Annotated in this window: 16 protein-coding genes; 11 read left to right on the top strand and 5 right to left on the bottom strand. The window is 71.4% G+C overall.

The window, feature by feature from the left end; translation table 11 throughout:
• The first annotated feature begins 104 nt into the window (after positions 1–104).
• A complete protein-coding gene (gene hflX / locus ACIGEZ_RS14940; RefSeq protein WP_399830661.1) occupies positions 105–1,598 on the top strand; it encodes a GTPase HflX in 1,494 nt (497 codons plus the stop codon).
• Between the two features lie 159 nt (positions 1,599–1,757).
• Here the strand turns inward: hflX and ACIGEZ_RS14945 are convergent, their stop codons facing one another.
• Together ACIGEZ_RS14945 and ACIGEZ_RS14950 are read right to left on the bottom strand one after the other, a co-directional pair.
• Entirely contained in the window at positions 1,758–2,930 is a 1,173-nt protein-coding gene (locus ACIGEZ_RS14945; RefSeq protein WP_399830663.1) for a trypsin-like serine peptidase, read from the bottom strand.
• A 199-nt stretch (positions 2,931–3,129) separates the two neighbouring features.
• The gene (locus ACIGEZ_RS14950; protein ID WP_399830664.1) at positions 3,130–4,308 is read right to left on the bottom strand and encodes a trypsin-like serine peptidase; all 1,179 of its coding nucleotides are present in this window, start codon (positions 4,306–4,308) and stop codon (positions 3,130–3,132) included.
• 321 nt (positions 4,309–4,629) lie between these two features.
• Here ACIGEZ_RS14950 and ACIGEZ_RS14955 point away from each other — a divergent pair, with 321 nt between their 5' ends.
• From ACIGEZ_RS14955 to ACIGEZ_RS14975, 5 genes are all read left to right on the top strand, one after another.
• A complete protein-coding gene (locus tag ACIGEZ_RS14955) occupies positions 4,630–6,066 on the top strand; it encodes a diaminobutyrate--2-oxoglutarate transaminase family protein (protein ID WP_399830667.1) in 1,437 nt (478 codons plus the stop codon).
• Positions 6,067–6,120: 54 nt separating this feature from the next.
• The gene (locus tag ACIGEZ_RS14960) at positions 6,121–8,154 is read left to right on the top strand and encodes an IucA/IucC family protein (protein WP_399830670.1); all 2,034 of its coding nucleotides are present in this window, start codon (positions 6,121–6,123) and stop codon (positions 8,152–8,154) included.
• Between the two features lie 68 nt (positions 8,155–8,222).
• Positions 8,223–9,011 carry a GNAT family N-acetyltransferase gene (locus tag ACIGEZ_RS14965; protein ID WP_399830673.1) on the top strand — a complete coding sequence of 263 codons (789 nt, stop codon included), beginning with the start codon at positions 8,223–8,225 and terminating at the stop codon, positions 9,009–9,011.
• A 66-nt stretch (positions 9,012–9,077) separates the two neighbouring features.
• Positions 9,078–10,886: an IucA/IucC family protein gene (locus ACIGEZ_RS14970; protein WP_399830676.1), complete on the top strand. Its 1,809-nt coding sequence runs from the start codon at positions 9,078–9,080 to the stop codon at positions 10,884–10,886.
• 50 nt (positions 10,887–10,936) lie between these two features.
• Positions 10,937–12,910 carry an ATP-dependent DNA helicase gene (locus ACIGEZ_RS14975; protein ID WP_399830679.1) on the top strand — a complete coding sequence of 658 codons (1,974 nt, stop codon included), beginning with the start codon at positions 10,937–10,939 and terminating at the stop codon, positions 12,908–12,910.
• Between the two features lie 113 nt (positions 12,911–13,023).
• Here the strand turns inward: ACIGEZ_RS14975 and lexA are convergent, their stop codons facing one another.
• Entirely contained in the window at positions 13,024–13,812 is a 789-nt protein-coding gene (gene lexA / locus ACIGEZ_RS14980) for a transcriptional repressor LexA (protein WP_362479180.1), read from the bottom strand.
• Positions 13,813–14,278: 466 nt separating this feature from the next.
• Between lexA and nrdR the strand changes: the two genes are divergently transcribed.
• From nrdR to ACIGEZ_RS14995, 3 genes are all read left to right on the top strand, one after another.
• Complete coding sequence (nrdR, locus tag ACIGEZ_RS14985) at positions 14,279–14,788, top strand: transcriptional regulator NrdR (protein WP_399830683.1); 510 nt, start codon at positions 14,279–14,281, stop codon at positions 14,786–14,788.
• Between the two features lie 184 nt (positions 14,789–14,972).
• Complete coding sequence (locus ACIGEZ_RS14990; protein WP_399830686.1) at positions 14,973–17,864, top strand: vitamin B12-dependent ribonucleotide reductase; 2,892 nt, start codon at positions 14,973–14,975, stop codon at positions 17,862–17,864.
• A gap of 141 nt (positions 17,865–18,005) precedes the next feature.
• The gene (locus ACIGEZ_RS14995) at positions 18,006–18,689 is read left to right on the top strand and encodes a DUF6215 domain-containing protein (protein ID WP_399830689.1); all 684 of its coding nucleotides are present in this window, start codon (positions 18,006–18,008) and stop codon (positions 18,687–18,689) included.
• 51 nt (positions 18,690–18,740) lie between these two features.
• On the opposite strand, the gene ACIGEZ_RS15000 is transcribed toward ACIGEZ_RS14995, so the two are convergent.
• Positions 18,741–19,271 carry a TerD family protein gene (locus tag ACIGEZ_RS15000; RefSeq protein WP_399830692.1) on the bottom strand — a complete coding sequence of 177 codons (531 nt, stop codon included), beginning with the start codon at positions 19,269–19,271 and terminating at the stop codon, positions 18,741–18,743.
• Between the two features lie 87 nt (positions 19,272–19,358).
• Between ACIGEZ_RS15000 and ACIGEZ_RS15005 the strand changes: the two genes are divergently transcribed.
• On the top strand, positions 19,359–20,177 hold the full coding sequence (locus ACIGEZ_RS15005; RefSeq protein ID WP_399830695.1) for an arylamine N-acetyltransferase: 819 nt from the start codon (positions 19,359–19,361) through the stop codon (positions 20,175–20,177).
• Positions 20,178–20,209: 32 nt separating this feature from the next.
• Positions 20,210–20,815 carry a YdbC family protein gene (locus tag ACIGEZ_RS15010; protein WP_399830698.1) on the top strand — a complete coding sequence of 202 codons (606 nt, stop codon included), beginning with the start codon at positions 20,210–20,212 and terminating at the stop codon, positions 20,813–20,815.
• Between the two features lie 56 nt (positions 20,816–20,871).
• On the opposite strand, the gene ACIGEZ_RS15015 is transcribed toward ACIGEZ_RS15010, so the two are convergent.
• The gene (locus ACIGEZ_RS15015; protein ID WP_399830702.1) at positions 20,872–21,561 is read right to left on the bottom strand and encodes a TetR/AcrR family transcriptional regulator C-terminal ligand-binding domain-containing protein; all 690 of its coding nucleotides are present in this window, start codon (positions 21,559–21,561) and stop codon (positions 20,872–20,874) included.
• Between the last annotated feature and the right edge of the window lie 3 nt (positions 21,562–21,564).

A 21,564-nucleotide genomic window follows, 5' to 3' on the forward strand; every position in this document is an offset into this window, starting at 1 on the left:
TGTCACCATCTTCAGGTCGGCGGCGCGGCCGGGACCCGGGAATTCCTGCCGGGTGTCACGCGTTGTGACTGCCGTAACCGACTTTTCTTCGACGTAAGGATCCAATGACCTCCTCTTCATCCCCTTCCCAGGACAAGCAGAGCTTCGCGGAGACGAACCGCACCGAGAGCCTTCGGGCCGATGCCCTGATGGAAGAGGACGTCGCCTGGAGCCACGAGATCGACGGAGAGCGGGACGGCGAGCAGTTCGACCGCTCCGAGCGCGCGGCCCTGCGCCGTGTCGTGGGCCTCTCCACCGAGCTCGAGGACGTCACCGAGGTCGAGTACCGACAGCTGCGCCTGGAGCGCGTCGTGCTGGTCGGTGTGTGGACCTCGGGGACGGTGCAGGACGCGGAGAACTCCCTCGCGGAGCTCGCGGCCCTCGCCGAGACGGCGGGCGCCCTCGTGCTCGACGGCGTGATCCAGCGCCGTGACAAGCCGGACCCGGCCACCTTCATCGGCTCCGGCAAGGCCCAGGAGCTGCGGGACATCGTGCTCGAGACCGGCGCGGACACCGTCGTGTGCGACGGTGAGCTCAGCCCCGGCCAGCTGATCGCCCTCGAAGACGTCGTCAAGGTGAAGGTGGTCGACCGGACCGCCCTGATCCTCGACATCTTCGCCCAGCACGCCAAGTCCCGAGAGGGCAAGGCGCAGGTCGCGCTCGCGCAGATGCAGTACATGCTGCCGCGACTGCGCGGCTGGGGTCAGTCGCTCTCCCGTCAGATGGGTGGCGGCGGCGGTGGCGGCATGGCCACCCGTGGTCCCGGTGAGACCAAGATCGAGACCGACCGGCGTCGGATCCGCGAGAAGATGGCGAAGATGCGCCGGGAGATCGCGGAGATGAAGACCGGCCGCGACATCAAGCGGCAGGAGCGGCGCCGTCACAAGGTGCCGTCCGTCGCCATCGCCGGCTACACCAACGCGGGCAAGTCGTCCCTGCTCAACCGCCTCACGGGCGCGGGCGTGCTGGTGGAGAACGCGCTGTTCGCCACCCTCGACCCGACCGTCCGGCGGGCCGAGACGCCCACCGGCCGGGTCTACACCCTGGCCGACACCGTCGGCTTCGTCCGGCACCTGCCCCACCACCTGGTCGAGGCGTTCCGCTCCACCATGGAGGAGGTCGGCGACTCCGACCTCATCCTGCACGTGGTGGACGGCTCGCACCCGGCTCCGGAGGAGCAGCTGGCGGCCGTGCGCGAGGTGTTCCGCGATGTCGGCGCGGTGAACGTGCCGGAGATCGTCGTGATCAACAAGGCGGACGCCGCCGACCCGCTGGTGCTCCAGCGCCTGCTGCGGGTCGAGAAGCACTCCATCGCCGTCTCGGCCCGTTCGGGCCAGGGCATGGAGGAGCTGCTCGCGCTCATCGACGCCGAACTGCCGCGGCCGCAGGTCGAGATCGAGGTCCTGCTGCCGTACACGCAGGGCGGTCTCGTCTCGCGGGTGCACGCGGAGGGCGACCTGACCTCCGAGGAGCACACCCCGGAGGGCACCCTGCTCAGGGCGCGGGTGCACGAGGAGCTGGCGGCGCTGCTCGCGCCGTACGTCCCCGCCGCGCACTGACCCTGCTTCACCGTACGACGAAGGCGCCGGCCGCCTCCCGGGAGGGAGACGGCCGGCGCCTTTCTGCGGTGTGGCTTCCCGTCAGCCGGATGACCTGCGGGTCGGCGGGTCAGCGGGTCCTGCGGGTCAGCGGGTCCTGCGGGTCAGCGGGTCCTGCGGTCAGCGGGCGAACTTCTTGCTGACCATCTCGTGCGCCGCCTTGGCGCCGCGGCCCAGCTGCGGTCCTGCCAGCCAGCCGTTGCGGCCGGCGGGGCCGATCGACGTGTTCGACACGAGCGCCGTCGTGCCGTTCGGCAGCGCGCGGAACCAGCCGCCGCCCGACGAACCGCCGGTCATGGTGCAGCCGATCCGGTACATGGTCGGCGTGGCCGGCGCCGTGGTCAGACGCGAGCCGCGGTCCAGGCACTTGTGCATGATCATGCCGTTGTACGGCGGCGCCGCCGGGTAGCCCCAGGCGCCCAGGGTGCCGGCCTGTGCGGCCGTCGGGGCGGAGAAGTCGATCGGCAGGGCGACGCCCACGGTCTCCTCGAGGGACTTGCGGCCCTGCTGCGGCTGGACGTGCAGCACGGCGTAGTCGTACGGCCAGGCCTGGTTGGTGCCGCCGCCCTGGATCCACTCGCCGGAGGTCACCGCCCAGTCGGCCCAGTACTGGCCGTAGGGGTAGACCTCGTGCGGCTGCGCGTTGCGCAGCGCGGCGGGCGACTTGCCCAGGTCGTTGAAGGCCGGGACGAAGGTGATGTTGCGGTACCAGCCGCCGCGCTTGCCGGCGTGCACGCAGTGACCGGCGGTCCACACGAGGTTGGACTTCCCGGGCCGGCGCGGGTCCTTCACGATCGTGCCGGAGCAGACCATGTGGCCCTCGGGCGCGTCGAAGAAGATCTTGCCGACCGGGGCCGCGTTGCGGTGGTACGGCGTCTTCTCGCGCTGCGCCTGCACCGGCCGCGGCACGGGGTCGCTGCCCGAGCTGCCCGCCTGGGCGGTGATGGTCGGGTCCGGGCTCTTGGCCGACTGCATACGGGCCGGGTCCCACAGCCCGTCGATCACCGGGTTGACGAAGTCCTCGGCCTCACGCAGCCACTTGTCCTGGTCCCAGTTCTTCCACTCGCCGTCCTTCCACTTGTCGAGGTCGACGCCGTGCTTCTTCAGCTTGCCGGCGATGTCCTTGGTGAGGTCCGAGCCGGAGCCGTCCTCGGTGGGAGCGGCGCTCGCGGAGGCGGACGTGTCGGCGGGCTTGTCCGCCGCCGGCGTCTCGGTGGGGCCGCAGGCGGTGGCGGTCAGCGCGAGCGCCGCCGTCAGGGCCGTGAGAGCCGGCACGAGTCGTATGGAACGCATGAAGTGATGTCCCCCTGGGGTGTGTCGGCGCGTCCGGCCGTCCGGCCGCGGAAAGGCGGCCCGCCATGGCGGGATCACCCGGCATGGTTGCCATGGACGCGTCACTAGCGGTGCACAGTATGCCCGTACGGAAGGGCGGACCCCCTCCAGGGTCCGCGGGGCGGGACCTCGGAGAGACCCCGCCCGCTCCCGTCCCGGGTCAGCGGTTGGCGTACTTCTTGCTGACGCCGGCGTAGACGGCCTTCGCCTCGGCGCCGAGCCGCGGTCCGGCCAGCCAGCCCGCCGTCACCGGGCCGATCGACGTGTTCGACACCAGTGCCGGCTTCCCGTCCTGCCCGGTGGCCACCCAGCCGCCGCCGGACGAACCGCCGGTCATGGTGCAGCCGATCCGGTACATCGTCGGCTGATCGGTCTTCACCGACAGCCGGCCCGGCTTGTCCTGGCACTGGTACATCTTCTGGCCGTCGAACGGTGCACCCGCCGGATAGCCGGTCGCCGTCAGGTTCGCGATCTTCGGCACGGCCGGCGCGTTGAACTCCACCGGCAGTGCCGAACCGACCGTCTCCTCAAGCGACTTGCCCGTGCTGCCCTTCTCCGGCGTCACGTGCAGCACCGCGAAGTCGTACGGAGCGCCCTGGCCGCCGGTCGCCCCACCCTGGCCGATCCACTGGTCGGAGGTCTGCGCCCAGTCGCTCCACCACACGCCGTACGGCGCGATCTGCTCGCGCGTCGCGCTCTCCAGCTCGGCCGTCGGCTTCCCGCTGTTGTTGTACGAGGGGACGAAGGCGATGTTGCGGTACCAGCCGCCCTTCTTGCCCGCGTGCACGCAGTGGCCGGCCGTCCACACCATGTTGGACTTCCCCGGGTGCGCCGGGTCCTGCACGACCGTGGCCGAGCAGACCATCGAGCCCTCGGGGCCGTCGAAGAAGACCTTGCCGGACGCGGCCGCGTTCTCGTGGTACGGCGCGGACACGGCCTTCGCCTTCACCGGCTCCGGCGTCGGGTCGGTCACGCCCTTGTCACCCGAGATGTCCTCCTCCTCGACCGGCTTGTCGGGCCGCTCGGCGTCCCGCATCCGGTCCGGGTCCCAGAGGTCCTCGATGATCGGGTTGACGAAGTCCTTGGCCTCACGCAGCCACTTGTCCTTGTCCCAGTTCTTCCATTCGCCGCCCCGCCACTTGTCGACGTCGATCCCGTGCTCCTTCAGACGCTCCTTCAGGTCGTCGGGAATCGTGATCTTGCCGCCGGAGGTCGGGGTCGCGGTGGCGCTGGGCTTGTCACCCCCCGCGTTGTCCTCGGTCGGACCGCAGGCCGTCGCCGTCAGCGTCAACGCCGCGACGGCGGATGCTGCGGCCAGCATCGGACGAATCGATCGCATCTCGTGATCCCCCTGGGACTACGTCAACTTGTGCATCTGTGAACAGTGGCGGCGCCGGTGGGCCGTCCCACATGAGGCCCCACTATGCCGGTGCCGGAGGGGACGGTACGACGCAGGTCCTCGGTTCCGGACCCCCAACAGCCGTTTCCGTGCCGTGATCCGGGACACGCCAAGGAACTTGGCCCGCGCCCGTGATCCCCGGCATCCCCCGTCGTTGGTACGGACGGGGGACATGACGGTGGCGATCGGGGCGGCCCATCGGGGCAGCCGCGCAACGTGCCGATGTGCAACGCAACTGTTACAGCGGGAGGACACCCAGCCGTGGCCGTGACCGAACCAGCTCCGGCCGTACCACCGGCCGCGCGGACCTGTGACGAGAGCCGTGCCGGGGCGGACGAACCCCGAGCGGCCGGCGAGCCGGTCGCCCACGAGGGCATCCTGCGCCGCCAGTCGCAGCGCGAGTCCGCCGCGCGCACCTACGCGCGCTCGCTGCCGATCGTCCCCGTACGGGCCAGGGGACTCACCATCGAGGGCGCCGACGGCCGCCGCTATCTGGACTGCCTCTCCGGCGCCGGCACCTTGGCGCTCGGGCACAACCACCCCGTGGTCCTGGAGGCCATCAGGAAGGTCCTCGACTCGGGGGCGCCCCTGCACGTCCTGGACCTCGCCACCCCGGTCAAGGACGCCTTCACCACCGAGCTGTTCGCCACCCTCCCCGCCGGGCTCGCCGACGACGCCCGCATCCAGTTCTGCGGGCCCGCCGGCACGGACGCCGTCGAGGCGGCCCTCAAACTCGTCCGCACGGCCACCGGCCGGCGCGGAGTGCTCGCCTTCAGCGGCGCCTACCACGGCATGACGGCCGGCGCCCTCGACGCCTCCGGCGGAGCCACCGACGTCCGCGTCGCGCGGCTGCCCTTCCCGCAGGACTACCGCTGCCCCTTCGGCGTCGGTGGCGACCGCGGCGCCGAACTGGCCGCCCGCTGGACCGAGAACGCGCTCGACGACCCCAAGAGCGGCATTCCCGCCCCCGCCGGGATGATCCTCGAACCCGTCCAGGGCGAGGGCGGCGTCATCCCCGCCCCCGACGCCTGGCTGCGCCGCATGCGGGAGATCACCGCCGCCCGGTCCATCCCGCTGATCGCCGACGAGGTCCAGACCGGAGTCGGCCGCACCGGCGCCTTCTGGGCCGTCGAGCACAGTGGCGTCGTCCCCGATGTGATGGTCCTGTCCAAGGCCATCGGCGGCTCCCTGCCGCTCGCCGTCGTCGTCTACCGCTCGGCGCTCGACGCCTGGGAACCCGGTGCGCACGCGGGCACCTTCCGCGGCAACCAGCTCGCCATGGCCGCCGGCGCCGCCACCCTCGCGTACGTACGGCAGAACCGGCTCGCCGAGCGCGCCGGCACCCTCGGCGCCCGCATGCTCGGCCGGCTCCAGGGCCTCGCCGCCGCCCACCCCTGCATCGGCGACGTCCGCGGCCGGGGCCTGATGATCGGCGTCGAGCTGGTCGACCCCGAGGCCGCGGGCCCCGACGACCTCGTCCCGCCGCCGGCCCCCGAGCTCGCGAAGGCCGTCCAGCGGCAGTGCCTCGACCGCGGCCTCATCGTCGAACTCGGCGGGCGCCACAACGCGGTGGTCCGCCTGCTTCCCCCGCTCACCCTCACCGACGAGCAGGCGGCCGCCGTCCTCGACCGCTTCGCCGACGCCCTCGCCGCCGCCGAACGGGCCCACCGGCCCCACTCGTCCGGGCTGTCCCACTGAACCCGGACCGAACCGCCCGGCCCCATCCCCCCGGCCCCCTCCCAAGGAAGCCCCGTGAACCCCACCCCCGCCTCCGAAACCACCGGCACCGGAACCCCCGCCGCTGCCGCGCCCGCCCCCCTCACCGCCGAGCCCACGGTCCCCCGCCAATACCCGGGCCCGACCGGCACACAGGACCCGCAGCACCCGCAGGAGCCGCTGGGCGCACCGGACCCACGGGACGCGTCGGACCCAGTGAGCGCGCGGGGCACACGGGACGCGTCGGACCCACTGAGCGCACAGGGCACACGAGACGGGCAGGAGCCGCTGGGTGCCCAGGGCCCACGCGACGCGGAGGAGGCGCGGGACGCGCAGGCTCCGCCGGTCGATCCGGACCCCCTCGACGATCCCGACCCGCGGCGGGCCGCCGACCTGGCCTCCGTCGAGAGCCTGCTGCGCTGCTGGGTACGGGAGAAGAACCTGCCGGCCCCGCCCACCGCCACCCTGCGCATCCCCCTCGACGCCAGCGGCACCGCCCTCCTCGTCCCCGTCCGCTACTGGTCTCCCACCGGCTGGCACCGCTTCGGCGCCCCGGCCCTCGACGGGCTCCCGGCCACCGCCCCGGCCGTCGACGCGGTCACCGTCGCCGCCCTGCTCAGCCGGGAGTCCGGCCGGCCCGAGGGCGCCGAACTCGTCGGCCGCGTGGCCGACTCCGCGCGCCGCACCGCAGACTTCATCACCGAGCGCCGCCGTGACCCGCGCCCGCGCGACGAGGCCGACCTCTTCCTCACCGCCGAGCAGTCCCTGCTGCTCGGCCACCCGCTGCACCCCACCCCCAAGAGCCGCGAAGGACTCTCGGAGGCCGAAGCCCGGCTCTACTCGCCCGAGTTGCACGGCTCGTTCCCCCTCCACTGGATGGCCGTCGACCACACCGTCCTCGCCGCAGACTCGGCCTGGACCGAGCAGGGCCGCCCCGTCGCCGCCGCCCAGCTCACGGCCGGCCTCGCCGCGGGCCTCGACCTCCCGGCCGGCACCGCCGCCCTGCCGCTCCACCCCTGGCAGGCCCGTGAGCTCCGCCACCGCCCCGCCGTCGCCGCCCTTCTCGACGCCGGCCTCCTCCACGACCTCGGCCCCCACGGGAGCCACTGGCACCCCACCTCCTCGGTCCGCACCGTGCACCGCCCCGGCGCCCGGGCCATGCTCAAGCTCTCCCTTGGTGTGCGGATCACCAACTCCCGCCGGGAGAACCTGCGCAAGGAACTCCACCGCGGAGTCGAGGTGCACCGCCTCCTGCGCACCGGCCTCGTCGACCAGTGGCAGGCCGCCCACCCCGGCTTCGACATCGTCCGCGACCCGGCCTGGCTCGCGGTCGACACCCGCGACGGCGAGCCCGTACCCGGACTCGACGTCATGATCCGGCACAACCCCTTCGCCGCCGGTGACGACGCGGTCTGCCTCGCCTCCCTCACCGCCCCGCGCCCGTGGCCGGGCGCCACGCGGATGCGCTCCCGTCTGGCCGACGTCATCGGCCGCCTCGCCGGCCGCACGGGCCGCCCTGCCACGGCCGTCGCCGCCGAGTGGTTCCTGCGCTATCTCGACGTGGTGGTCCGCCCCGTCCTCTGGCTCGACGGCCACGCCGGTGTCGCCCTGGAGGCCCACCAGCAGAACACCCTGGTCCTCCTCGACCCCGACGGCTGGCCCGTCGGCGGACGCTACCGCGACAACCAGGGCTACTACTTCCGCGAGTCCCGCCGCGACGAGCTGGAGAGCCGCCTTCCGGGCATCGGCAAGGCCAGCGACACCTTCGTCACCGACCAGGTCACCGACGAGCGCTTCGCCTACTACCTCGGCATCAACAACATCCTCGGCCTGATCGGCGCCTTCGGCGCCCAACGCCTCGCCGACGAACGCGTCCTGCTCGCCGCCCTGCGCCAGTTCCTCACCACCGCGACCGGCCTCGGCTCCCCGCTGCCGCACCGGCTTCTGGAGGCGGCGACCCTGCGCTGCAAGGCCAACCTCCTCACCCGCCTGCACGGCCTCGACGAGCTCGTCGGCCCGGTCGACACCCAGTCCGTCTACGTCACGATCACCAACCCCCTTCGCGCCTGAGTCACCGCCCGGGACCACCCCGGCGAAGCCCCTTCCACCACCCACACCGCCGAGAGGAGAGCGCCCCCGTGCCTCCCACCGAAGCGCACCCCGGCACCGACGCCCCGCCCGATACCGGCACCGCCACCGAGCCCGAGCCCGGTTCCGGGCCCGTCAACGGCAGCGAGAACGAGCCCGGCGCCGCCCCCGGCGCCGACCCGGGTGCCGACGACACCCTGGACCTGCACCTGTCCGACGAACTCGTCGCCCTGCTCGCCGCCGGCGAGTACAGCGGGAGCTCCGACGGCGACCTCCTCGACGACCTCGCCGCCTGGCAGCCGGCCGCCACCGCCGCCGGCAGCTTCCGGCTCGTCCCCGTACGGATCGACCGGGACCTGCCGCTCATCGCCCGCTGGATGAACGACCCGGCCGTAGCCGCCTTCTGGGAACTCGAAGGCCCACAGAGCGTGACCGCCGACCACATCCGCGCCCAACTCGACGGCGACGGACGCAGCGTGCCCTGCCTCGGTGTCCTCGACGGCACACCCATGAGCTACTTCGAGATCTACCGGGCCGACCTCGACCCGCTCGCCCGGCACTACCCCGCGCGCCCGCACGACACCGGCATCCACCTGCTCATCGGCGGCGTCACCGACCGCGGCCGCGGTATCGGCACCACCCTCCTGCGGGCCGTCGCGGACCTCGTCCTCGACCACCGGCCCCACTGCACCCGCGTGCTCGCCGAACCCGATCTGCGCAACACCCCCTCCGTAGCAGCCTTCCTCGGCGCCGGCTTCCGCCTCTCCGCGGAAGTCGACCTCCCCGACAAACGAGCCGCGCTCATGGTCCGCGACCGCGCCCTGCGCCACGTCCTCTGAACACCCTCTGCCTTACATACACCGCTCGACCCACAGCGGTTCCCACTCCGAGGAGTCCTCGTGTCGATGTCCCCTGCACCCCACGACTCCGCACAGCCGGCCCTGCCCGCGCCGCCCGAACTGAACCCGGCCGCCTGGTCCAGAGCCGCCTCCCGCCTGCTCGCCAAGGCCATCGCCGAGTTCGCGTACGAGGAGATCGTCGAACCCCGGCCGGCCGATCCCGCCACGACCGCGGCCGCCGGCCCGGCCCACTACACGCTCACCCTCGACGACGGCACCGCGCTCGCCTTCACCGCCCGCCGCGGCGCCTACGGCAGCTGGCGGATCGCCCCCGAATCGATCACCCACGAGGGCCGGCCCGCCACCGACCCGCTGGACTTCCTCGTCCGGGCCCGCCGCCTCCTCGGCCTCGACGGCGCCACCCTCGGCCACCTCATCCGCGAGCTCACCACCACCCTCGCCGCCGACGCCCGCCTCGACCACACGGCCCTGCCCGCCGGCCGCCTCGCCGACCTCGGCTACGCGGAACTCGAAGGCCACCAGACCGGGCACCCCTGGCTCGTCCTCAACAAGGGCCGGATCGGCTTCTCCGCCACCGACGCGGCCCAGTGGGCCCCCGAGGCCCGCCGCCCCACCCGCCTGCCGTGGATCGCGGTCAGCAGCCGGATCGCCGCCTACCGCGGAGTCACCGGCCTCGACACCCCCGACCAGCTCTACGCCCGCGAACTCGACCCGGAGGTCCAGGAGACCTTCCGCACCGTCCTGCGCGCCCGCGGTCTGGACCCCGACGGCTATCTGTTCCTCCCGGTCCACCCCTGGCAGTGGGACGAGGTCGTGCTGCCGCTCTACGCCCCGGCGATCGCCTCCGGGACCGTGGTCCCGCTCACCGCGGACGGCGACCTGCGCCTGTCGCAGCAGTCGATCCGCACCTTCCTCAACACCAGCCGTCCCGACCGCCACACCGTCAAGCTGCCGCTCTCCGTCCTCAACACCCTCGTCTGGCGCGGCCTGCCCACCGAGCGGACCCTCGCCGCGCCCGCCGTCACCGCCTGGGTGCACGGACTGCGCGACGCCGACCCCTTCCTGCGCGACGAGTGCGGGGTGATCCTCCTCGGCGAGGTCGCCTCCGTCACCGTCGAGCACCCGCTGTACGACCGGCTGCCGGAAGTCCCGTACCAGTACAAGGAACTCCTCGGCGCGATCTGGCGCGAACCCCTGCGGCTGCCCCCGGGCGAGCGGGCCCGCACCCTCGCCTCGCTCCTGCACACCGACCCCGAGGGCCGGGCCTTCGTCGCCGAACTCGTCGAGCGCTCGGGGCTCGCGCCCAGGGCCTGGCTCCAGCGCCTCTTCGCCGCCCTGCTGCCGCCGCTGCTGCACTTCCTCTACCAGTACGGCACCGTCTTCTCCCCGCACGGGGAGAACGCCATCGTCGTCTACGACGAGCAGGACGTGCCCGTCCGGCTGGCGATCAAGGACTTCGTCGACGACGTGAACGTCAGCGCCGTGCCGCTCCCCGAGCACGCGACCATGCCGGACGAGGTACGCACCGTGCTGCTCACCGAGGAGCCCGACTTCCTCACCCAGTTCATCCATTCGGGCCTTCTCGTCGGCGTCTTCCGCTACCTGGCACCGCTGTGCGAGGAGCAACTGGACGTCCCCGAAGAGGAGTTCTGGACCCTGGTCCGCGCCGAGATCCTCCGCCACCAGGGCCGCTTCCCGGAGCTGAAGGAACGGTTCGAGCTGTTCGATCTCCTCGTCCCCCGGATCGAGCGACTCTGCCTCAATCGCAACCGGCTCCATCTCGACGGCTACCGCGACCGCCCCGAGCGCCCGCACGCGGCCGTCCACGGCACCGTCCCGAACCCGCTCGCGTGATCACGGGGATGGACTCGGGTGTCGGTGGTGCCCCGTAGGGTGGAAGGGCTATGACGAAGCCATCCCTCCCCGATCTCCTCCACGCCGCCGTCTCCGCCGTCGGCGGTGTGGAGCGCCCCGGCCAGGTCACCATGGCCGAGGCCGTCGCCGAGGCCATCGACGACGGTTCGCACCTCCTCGTCCAGGCCGGCACCGGCACCGGTAAGTCCCTCGGCTATCTCGTACCGGCGTTGGCGCAGGGGGAGCGGGTGGTGGTCGCGACGGCGACGCTGGCGCTCCAGCGCCAGCTCGTCGAGCGCGATCTGCCGCGGACGGTCGACGCCCTGCATCCGCAGCTGCGCCGCCGGCCGGAGTTCGCCATGCTCAAGGGCCGGTCGAACTATCTGTGCCTGCACCGCCTCCACGAGGGCGTTCCCCAGGACGAGGAAGAGGGTCTCTTCGACCCCTTCGAGGCGGCGGCTCCCACCAGCAAGCTCGGCCAGGACCTGCTGAGGCTGCGCGACTGGTCCGACGAGACGGAGACGGGCGACCGGGACGACCTGACGCCGGGCGTCTCCGACCGGGCCTGGGCCCAGGTGTCGGTCTCCTCGCGCGAGTGCCTGGGCGCGAGCAAGTGCGCGTACGGAGCGGAGTGCTTCGCCGAGGCCGCCCGCGAGCGGGCCAAGCTCGCCGAGGTCGTCGTCACCAACCACGCCCTGCTCGCCATCGACGCGATCGAGGGCGCGCCGGTGCTGCCGCAGCACGAGGTGCTGATCGTCGACGAGGCCCACGAGCTGGTCTCCCGGGTGACCGGCGTGGCCACAGGTGAGCTCACCCCCGGGCAGGTCAACCGGGCCGTGCGCCGGTCGGCGAAGCTGGTCGACGAGAAGGTCGCCGACCAGCTGCAGACCGCGGCCGAGGGCTTCGAGCGGCTGATGGAGCTGGCGCTGCCCGGCCGCCTGGAGGAGATCCCCGAGGATCTCGGCTACGCCCTGATGGCGCTGCGCGACGCCGCTCGCGCGGTGATCACGGCCCTCGGCTCGACCCGCGACCGGTCCGTGCAGGACGAGGACGCCGTCCGCAAGCAGGCGCTTGCCTCGGTGGAGACCGTGCACGGGGTCGCCGAGCGGATCACGCAGGGCTCCGAGTACGACGTCGTCTGGTACGAGCGGCACGACCGTTTCGGAGCCTCGCTGCGGGTCGCTCCGCTCACCGTCTCGGGGCTGCTGCGGGAGAAGCTGTTCGCCGACCGCTCGGTGGTGCTGACCTCGGCCACCCTGAAGCTGGGCGGAGACTTCAACGGGGTGGGTGCCTCGCTCGGCCTAGCCCCGGAGGGCACCCAGGGCGAGGACCTTCCGGTGTGGAAGGGCATCGACGTCGGCTCGCCCTTCGACTACCCGAAGCAGGGCATCCTCTATGTCGCCAAGCACCTGAACCGGCCCGCGCGGGACGGCGAGCGCGGCGACATGCTGGACGAGCTGACCGAGCTGATGCAGGCGGCCGGCGGCCGGACGCTCGGCCTGTTCTCCTCGATGCGTGCTGCCCAGCAGGCGGCCGAGGAGCTGCGGACCCGGATGCCCGAGCTGCCGATCCTGCTCCAGGGCGAGGACACCCTCGGCGAGCTGATCAAGAACTTCTCCGCCGACCCGAAGACCTGTCTCTTCGGCACGCTGTCGCTCTGGCAGGGCGTGGACGTCCCTGGGGCGAGTTGCCAGCTGGTCGTCATGGACAAGATCCCCTTCCCGCGCCCGGACGACCCGCTGATGAGCGCGAGGCAGAAGGCGGTCGAGGACGCCGGGGGCAACGGGTTCATGGCGGTGGCGGCGACGCACGCCGCGCTGCTGATGGCCCAGGGCGCCGGTCGTCTCGTGCGGGCCACGGGGGACCGCGGCGTGGTGGCGGTCCTTGACCCGCGCCTCGCGACGGCCCGGTACGGCAACTATCTGAAGGCCTCGCTGCCCGACTTCTGGTACACCACGGACCGCAACCAGGTGCGGAAGTCGCTGGCGGCCATCGACGCGGCGGCCAGGACGGCGGAGGCGTAGCGGCCGCTCCGGCGAAGGCACGACAAACGGGCTCGGGGGCCCTGGAGACACGGCAGGGCCCCGGGACCGGCGCAGTGGGTCCCGGGGCCCGGTTCAGGGCCGACGAGGTGGTGTCACACCCGTCGCAGCACGGCGACGACCTTGCCGAGGATGGTGGCCTCGTCGCCGGGGATCGGCTGGTACGCCGCGTTGTGCGGGAGGAGCCAGACGTGGCCGTCCTCGCGCTTGAAACGCTTGACCGTGGCCTCGCCGTCGAGCATGGCGGCCACGATGTCGCCGTTCTCGGCGACGGGCTGACGGCGGACCGTGACCCAGTCACCGTCACAGATGGCGGCCTCGATCATGGAGTCGCCGACCACCTTGAGGACGAACAGCTCGCCGTCACCGACCAGCTGCCGGGGGAGCGGGAAGACGTCCTCGACGGACTCCTCGGCCAGGATCGGACCACCGGCCGCGATCCGGCCGACCAGGGGGACGTAGGAGGCCGCGGGCTTGCCCGTGGTGTCCGTCGGCTGCGTGCTGGGCTGGTCCGAGCCCCGCACCTCGTACGCGCGAGGGCGGTGCGGGTCGCGCCGCAGGAAGCCCTTGCGCTCCAGGGCCATCAGCTGGTGCGCCACGGAGGACGTGCTGGAGAGGCCCACCGCCTGACCGATCTCGCGCATCGACGGCGGGTAGCCGCGGCGCTGGACGGAGTCGCGGATGACCTCGATCACCCGGCGCTGCCGGTCGGTGAGGCCGGAGCTGTCGGCCCTGATGCCTGGGGGGCGTCCAGGGAGCGAGCGCGCGGGTCGGCCGGGCTCCTCCCCGCTCATGGCTGCATCATTCATCGCATGCACCGGCTCGAGTCGGCCCTGGGAGCGGTCCTGGGCAGTGATGGTGGCACTGTCTGCGGTGGTGGTCACGTCGGCGGCCCCTCTCGAATGGTCTCCCTCGCTGGCACAACGGTAGTGGCTTTCGAAAGGTTGCGCCAAACACACGTTCGAGTGAAAAATCGCAGATCGACTTACGTGTATGCGCACGTAGGTGTATACGCCGATCGGGCTGCCGTCTCAATTCGGTCATTACGGTAGCCTTCACCGCTGGACCGAGTGGGGCGGGGCGCCCTCCAAGTGTCGCATCGGCGACCCCGGAATCCGTGCCGCCGCGCCCTTCCCGTACCCTCGTGGCCGGTCGCGATCGCGACACGCGCGTCGGGCTGAAATCTCGCACCAACCCAAGATCTAGTGGTTGGATTGCATCAGCCGCCTAGAAGTAGTGGTACCCGGTCTGTTGGGGGTCTCCACATCGCCTATGCTGGTGGTCGCTTCGAGGGGCCTTGACGGCCCCGACGGGGCTATTCAGTCGTGCCGTGAGGGAGGGTCGGAACCAATGCACTGCCCCTTCTGCAGGCACCCCGACAGCCGAGTCGTCGACAGTCGCACCACCGACGACGGCACGTCGATCCGACGCCGCCGCCAGTGCCCCGACTGCTCCCGTCGTTTCACGACGGTGGAGACGTGCTCACTCATGGTGGTCAAGCGTTCGGGAGTCACTGAACCCTTCAGTCGTACCAAGGTCATCTCGGGCGTGCGCAAGGCATGCCAGGGGCGGCCCGTCACCGAGGACGCCCTCGCCAAGCTCGGCCAGCGGGTCGAGGAGGCGGTGCGCGCCACCGGGAGCGCCGAGCTGACCACCCACGACGTGGGTCTGGCCATCCTCGGCCCGCTGCAGGAGCTCGACCTCGTCGCGTACCTGCGCTTCGCATCCGTGTACAAGGCCTTCGACAGTCTCGAGGACTTCGAGGCCGCCATCGCGGACCTCCGCGAGCGGCCTCCTGCCGAGGGCGGCGGAACCGGGGCGACCCCCGCGGTCCCCGTTCCCGCCACCGCCGCCGACTGACCGGCGGGCCGGACCGCCGCTGCACCGACGGTCCGGCGACCGGCCGCCGAGCGGCCCGTAAAGACCTGCCCCGAGCCATCCGTGAGGTGCTCGTGGCAACAGCACTACATAACGCAGTACAGAAGACGGAGCCCTGGAATTTTCCGGGTGCTCCAGGGTGTTTTGCCCGTATATGGGAGGCGGCATGACAGAGACGGCGAGCGGTCCGGCACGTGGTTCCCGCGCCAAGGGAGCCAAGGCAGCGAGCAAGGGCCTGCGTATCGAGCGCATCCACACCACCCCCGGCGTGCATCCGTACGACGAGGTGAGCTGGGAGCGCCGTGACGTCGTCATGACCAACTGGCGCGACGGTTCGATCAACTTCGAGCAGCGCGGCGTCGAGTTCCCCGACTTCTGGTCGGTGAACGCGGTCAACATCGTCACCAGCAAGTACTTCCGCGGGGCCGTCGGCACCCCGCAGCGCGAGACCGGTCTGAAGCAGCTCATCGACCGGATCGTGAAGACCTACACGAAGGCCGGCGAGGACTACGGCTACTTCGCCTCGCCCGCCGACGCCGAGATCTTCGAGCACGAGCTGGCCTACGCCCTCCTGCACCAGATCTTCAGCTTCAACTCCCCGGTGTGGTTCAACGTCGGCACCCCGCAGCCCCAGCAGGTCTCCGCCTGCTTCATCCTGGCCGTCGACGACTCCATGGAGTCGATCCTCGACTGGTACAAGGAAGAGGGCATGATCTTCAAGGGCGGCTCCGGCGCCGGCCTGAACCTCTCCCGGATCCGCTCCTCCAAGGAGCTGCTCTCCTCCGGCGGCAACGCCTCCGGTCCGGTCTCCTTCATGCGCGGCGCCGACGCCTCCGCAGGAACGATCAAGTCGGGCGGCGCCACCCGCCGCGCGGCCAAGATGGTCATCCTCGACGTCGACCACCCGGACATCGAGGACTTCATCGAGACCAAGGTGAAGGAAGAGGAGAAGATCCGCGCCCTGCGCGACGCGGGCTTCGACATGGACCTGGGCGGCGACGACATCACGTCCGTCCAGTACCAGAACGCCAACAACTCGGTCCGAGTGAACGACGAGTTCATGAAGGCCGTCGAGGCCGGCGGCAAGTTCGGCCTGCGTGCCCGCATGACCGGCGAGGTCATCGAGGAGGTCGACGCCAAGGCGCTCTTCCGCAAGATGGCCGAGGCCGCGTGGGCCTGTGCCGACCCGGGCATCCAGTACGACGACACGATCAACCACTGGCACACCTGCCCCGAGTCCGGCCGCATCAACGGCTCGAACCCGTGCAGCGAGTACATGCACCTGGACAACACGTCCTGCAACCTCGCCTCGCTGAACCTGATGAAGTTCCTCAAGGACGACGGCAAGGGCACGCAGTCCTTCGACGTCGAGCGCTTCGCCAAGGTCGTCGAGCTCGTCATCACCGCGATGGACATCTCCATCTGCTTCGCCGACTTCCCCACCCAGAAGATCGGTGAGAACACCCGCGCCTTCCGCCAGCTCGGCATCGGCTACGCCAACCTCGGCGCCCTGCTGATGGCGACCGGCCACGCGTACGACTCCGACGGCGGCCGCGCACTGGCCGGTGCCATCACCTCGTTGATGACCGGCACCTCGTACAAGCGCTCCGCCGAGCTCGCCGCGGTCGTCGGCGCGTACGACGGCTACGCCCGCAACGCCGAGCCGCACCAGCGGGTCATGAAGCAGCACGCCGACGCCAACGGGAAGGCCGTCCGCGTCGACGACCTGGACACCCCGATCTGGGCCGCCGCCACGGAGGCCTGGCAGGACGTGATCCGCCTCGGCGCCAAGAACGGCTTCCGCAACTCCCAGGCCTCGGTCATCGCCCCGACCGGCACCATCGGTCTCGCGATGTCCTGCGACACCACCGGCCTCGAGCCCGACCTCGCCCTGGTCAAGTTCAAGAAGCTGGTCGGCGGCGGCTCGATGCAGATCGTCAACGGCACCGTCCCGCAGGCCCTGCGCCGCCTGGGCTACCAGGAGGAGCAGATCGAGGCGATCGTCGCCCACATCGCCGAGAACGGCAACGTGATCGACGCCCCCGGCCTGAAGACCGAGCACTACGAGGTCTTCGACTGCGCCATGGGCGAGCGTTCCATCTCCGCGATGGGCCACGTCCGCATGATGGCCGCCATCCAGCCCTGGATCTCGGGCGCCCTGTCCAAGACGGTCAACATGCCGGAGACGGCGACCGTCGAGGAGGTCGAGGAGATCTACTTCGAGGCGTGGAAGATGGGCGTCAAGGCGCTCGCGATCTACCGCGACAACTGCAAGGTCGGCCAGCCGCTCTCCGCCAAGAAGAAGGAGGAGGAGAAGGCCGAGGTCACCGCGAAGTCCGAGGCGACGATCCGCGAGGCCGTCGAGAAGGTCGTCGAGTACCGCCCGGTCCGCAAGCGCCTCCCGAAGGGCCGCCCGGGGATCACCACCTCCTTCACCGTCGGTGGCGCCGAGGGCTACATGACCGCCAACTCCTACCCGGACGACGGTCTCGGCGAGGTCTTCCTGAAGATGTCCAAGCAGGGTTCGACGCTCGCCGGCATGATGGACGCCTTCTCCATCGCCGTCTCCGTCGGTCTGCAGTACGGCGTCCCGCTGGAGACCTACGTCTCGAAGTTCACCAACATGCGCTTCGAGCCGGCCGGCATGACGGACGACCCGGACGTGCGGATGGCGCAGTCGATCGTCGACTACATCTTCCGCCGCCTGGCGCTCGACTTCCTGCCCTTCGAGACCCGCTCCGCCCTCGGCATCCACTCCGCCGAGGAGCGTCAGCGGCACCTGGAGACCGGCTCGTACGAGCAGTCCGACGATGTCGATGTCGACGTCGAGGGCCTGGCCCAGTCGGCGCCCCGCGCCCAGGAGCTGAAGGCCGTCGCCACCCCGGCGAAGGCCGAGATCCCGGCCCCGAAGCAGGCCCACACCTCCGCGGAGCTCGTCGAGATGCAGCTCGGCATCAGCGCGGACGCCCCGCTCTGCTTCTCCTGCGGTACGAAGATGCAGCGCGCCGGCTCCTGCTACATCTGCGAGGGCTGCGGCTCGACCAGCGGTTGCAGCTGACCGTCCTGAACAGCGTGTGAGAGAGGGTGCCGGCCACGGGTCGGCACCCTCTTCCGCGTCCCCCGGGATCCCGGTTCGCGGAGAAACGATCACCGGTTACGCTCTTCGGCGCGCCGCGGAGCGCGTACAGCAGGGGGAAACATGGCTGAATCGACGAACGAGGGTCCGAGAGTGGGCGCCCAGGTGGCGGCCGCGCTGGGTCTGGGGGCATTGCTGGCGGGCAGTTTCTGGTACATGGCGACGCACGACCAGGGGAGCGCCGCTGATCGGGGGCGGGCCGTCTGTACGGCGTCGACCGGCTCCCTGCCGGCTCAGTACGTCTCCGGCACGCGGTTGTGCGAGGCGCTGAACCGGCCGGATCTGCCGGCGCTGCTCGGCACTCCGGGCGAGCAGGCGCAGAACGCGTGGGGCAGCGACGGTTGGACCACTCTCCTCAAGGACGACAAGGTCGCCTCTCCTGAGGGGGACGTCCGCCTCCCGACGTACTCGGTGAATCTCTCCGTTTCGTACGACCGGCTCCCGGTCGCCACCATGGGACGGTTCCTGGGGAACACGGCGGAGCCCACCAAGGTTCTGGGGCGCGAGGCGGTGTTCTACTCGGATCGCACCATCGCGCTCAAGATCTCGCTCGGCGGCGGAGGGAAGGGTGAAGCCGGCCCCGGCGGCATCGCCCGCCATCTGCTGGTCGCCAAGGACCCGAAGGACGGCGGCGGTTCGTACGAGATCGTCATCTGGCGCCAGGACCAGGGGGTCCCCGACGACGCGGCGCTGCTGCGGGTCGCCGAGCGGGTGCTGCCGACGATTCCGGGCTGGGCGACGGGCTGAGGAGGAACGGGACCGGCCTGAGGCCGGTCCCCTTGTGGTGTCCGGCCGCCCTTATGGGCGCTGTTCGCCCATAAGGGCGCCGAAGTCGCGCGGGTCGATGTCGAAGCCGTGGAGGAGGGGGCGGAAGATCCACTCCCCGGCTCCGTCGCGGACGAACTCGACGATCGTCGCCGCGGTCGCGTCCGCGACCGACGCGAGGTCGTCGTCCAGCAGGTCGGTGTAGCCCTCGCGGACCCGGACGCCGGTGTGCGCGACCTGGCCGAAGGCGAGGCGGCCGCCGCCCTGCTGTATGGCGACGCCCACCACCACGCGGCCGTAGCGGGGCGCGAGCCTGGTCAGCTCCAGGGTCATCGCCTCGTCGTAGCCGAAGCCCTGCCCCGTACGGCTGTCCCGGTGCAGGGTGATGGTGCCGTCGGGGGAGCGGCTGTCGAAGTGCACGAGATAGGACGGCGGCCCGTATGGCTCGTCCGCCGCGTAGACCCCCGCGACGAGGTCCAGGTCATGCGCGGGTGTGCCGATCGGGCTGGGGTCCCACTTGAGCGACACCTCGACCTTGGCGACCCCTTTGTTGAGTCCGCTCACCGCGAATCCCCTCTCCTTGGGCGGCTTCTGACGACCCGTTCATGCTGTCATGTGATCAACCTGTCATCGGTCGAGGGGGAGTGCGGTATGTGGAACGGTGAAGAGCTGGATCTGGACGCTTATCTGGCGCGGATCGGCCACTCGGGAGATCTCGCGCCGGACCTCGGCACGCTGCGCGCGGTGCACCGCGCTCATGTGGGGGCCATTCCGTTCGAGAATCTGGACGTGGCGCTGGGGCGGCGCGTCCCGCTCGATGTGAAGAGTCTCCAGGCCAAGCTCGTCCAACGGCGGCGCGGCGGCTACTGCTACGAGCAGAACTCCCTGCTGGCCGCAGCCCTGGAACGGATCGGCTTCCGGGTCGCGGGCCGCGGCGCGCGCAACCGGACCAGGGGGAACGCGCTGGTGCCGGTGACCCACGCTCTGCTCGTCGTCACGATCGACGGCGAACGGTGGCTTGTGGACGCCGGGTTCGGGTCGCAGGGGCCGCTGGAGCCGGTGCCGCTGGTCGAGGGTGCGCGGGTCGACCAGGACGGCTGGACCTTCGGTGTCGGGGTCGAGGAGGAGGGCGTCCATGTACTGCGCGCGCTTCGCCCGCAGGGGTGGACCGACCTGTACGCGTTCGCGCCGCACACGCTGTACCCCGCGGACTTCGAGCTGATGAACCACTACAGCTCCAGCCATCCCTGGTCGCGCTTTCTCGGCCAGGTCGTGGTCCACCAGCCCGGCCCCGAGGTCCGCAGGGCGCTCATCCGCACCGGTCTGACCTCGGTGTACGTGGACGGCACGAGCGAGGAACAGACCGTCGGGCCGCACGAGTTGGTCGCCACCCTCTGCGAGGTCTTCGGAATCGAACTGGACGACGAGGAGGCGGCAGGACTGGTGCGCGTGCAGTCCGCGGAGGTCTGACGGCGCGTGGCTGCGACCCTTACCATGGCGCGGTGCTGGTCAAGTGGATTCGCTGCACCGTGTTGGACCGTCGAGGGTTCGAGCGGGGACAGCGGAAATGGGCGGGGCTGCTGGGTGAGCCGGGGTTCCGGGGGCAGGGCGGGGGATGGAGCCGGCGTCGGCCGGATGTCGCTCATGTCTTCGCGTTCTGGGAGAGCAGGGCGTTCTACGACTCGTTCATGGCGCGCTCCCACGACCGGCTCGCCGCGGCGCAGTCCGGCACGTACAAGGATGCCCAGATCAAGCTCTTCGACCACCGCTTCGACGTGAAGACCGGGTTCGAGCCGCGGTTCGGCGACGCCGACGTGGCGCGGGTCGCGCACTGCCGGATCCATGCGGACCGCGTCGAGCACTTCGCGTTGATGCAGGAGAAGGTGTGGAACCCGGCGATGGCCGGATCCCCGGGCATGCTCCGCGGGCTCTTCGGCGAGGCGCCGGGGCACGAGTTCCTGGTGCTCTCGATGTGGAACTCGGCCGCGGAGCACGGGAAGTACCGGGCGGAGCGGGTGGAGCGGCTCGGTCTGCGGGCGCAGACCGAGGCCGATGTGGCGGCCCTGGCGGGCGACGTCGTGGAGCTCGAGTCGACCTGGGCGGTGTGAGCCCGCGCGGTGGCGGCTCGGGTGGTGATCGGTCCTCCGTCGTGGCGCCGGGGTGATCAGGCGGCCGGTTTGCCGGCCGCCGTTTCCTTTTCCATCGCAGCGGTGTCCTCGGGGGTGAACGCGCCTGCTGTCACCGCAGCGAGGACGGTGCGGGCCGCCTGGTCCGCGGTCGCGGCGTCCACCGGCTCGCGGGTGACGAAGAGGCGGAGGAAGAGGGGCGCGGAGACCGCCCGTACGACCGCGCCCGCGTCCGTGCCGGCCGGGGCCTCGCCGCGGACCACGGCACGCTCGACCACGGGCTCGCAGCGCCGGAAGCGCTCCGCGTAGAACGCGTGCAGCGACTCGGCGGCCTGCCGGGACTGGAACGCGGCGCCGACGAAGGCCGTCGGCGCGGCCGCCTGCGCCGGGTCGGCGAAGGCGGCGACCACCTCGCGGGCGAGGGCCCGCAGGTCGCCGGCGAGGCTTCCGGTGTCCGGCGGCGTCCACTCGTCCTCGCCCGCCAGCGCGAGGGCGTCCGCGACCATGCCCTCCACGCTGCCCCAGCGGCGGTAGAGCGTCGTCTTGTGGACGCCCGAGTGCTCGGCCACGTATTCGACCGTGAGGGCCGGATAGCCGTGCTCGGCCAGACCGGTCAGGACGGCGTCGCGGACCGCGGCGCGGGTACGGGCCGTGCGGCCGCCGGGGCGTCTGCTGCCCGGGGTCGGGGCCTTGACTGCTTCGCGGTCTTCCTCGTTCGCGTCATTCAATTG

Source organism: Streptomyces sp. NPDC085481 (assembly GCF_044541845.1).
Classification (GTDB): Bacteria; Actinomycetota; Actinomycetes; order Streptomycetales; family Streptomycetaceae; genus Streptomyces.

Excerpts from the sequence above, each read along its gene's own strand:
- nrdR (WP_399830683.1), top strand. The coding sequence starts at position 14,279 with ATGCACTGCCCCTTCTGCAGGCACCCCGACAGCCGAGTCGTCGACAGT.
- ACIGEZ_RS14950 (WP_399830664.1), bottom strand. The coding sequence starts at position 4,308 with ATGCGATCGATTCGTCCGATGCTGGCCGCAGCATCCGCCGTCGCGGCG.
- ACIGEZ_RS14995 (WP_399830689.1), top strand. The coding sequence starts at position 18,006 with ATGGCTGAATCGACGAACGAGGGTCCGAGAGTGGGCGCCCAGGTGGCG.
- ACIGEZ_RS14970 (WP_399830676.1), top strand. The coding sequence starts at position 9,078 with ATGTCCCCTGCACCCCACGACTCCGCACAGCCGGCCCTGCCCGCGCCG.
- ACIGEZ_RS14945 (WP_399830663.1), bottom strand. The coding sequence starts at position 2,930 with ATGCGTTCCATACGACTCGTGCCGGCTCTCACGGCCCTGACGGCGGCG.
- ACIGEZ_RS14975 (WP_399830679.1), top strand. The coding sequence starts at position 10,937 with ATGACGAAGCCATCCCTCCCCGATCTCCTCCACGCCGCCGTCTCCGCC.
- hflX (WP_399830661.1), top strand. The coding sequence starts at position 105 with ATGACCTCCTCTTCATCCCCTTCCCAGGACAAGCAGAGCTTCGCGGAG.
- ACIGEZ_RS15005 (WP_399830695.1), top strand. The coding sequence starts at position 19,359 with ATGTGGAACGGTGAAGAGCTGGATCTGGACGCTTATCTGGCGCGGATC.
- ACIGEZ_RS14990 (WP_399830686.1), top strand. The coding sequence starts at position 14,973 with ATGACAGAGACGGCGAGCGGTCCGGCACGTGGTTCCCGCGCCAAGGGA.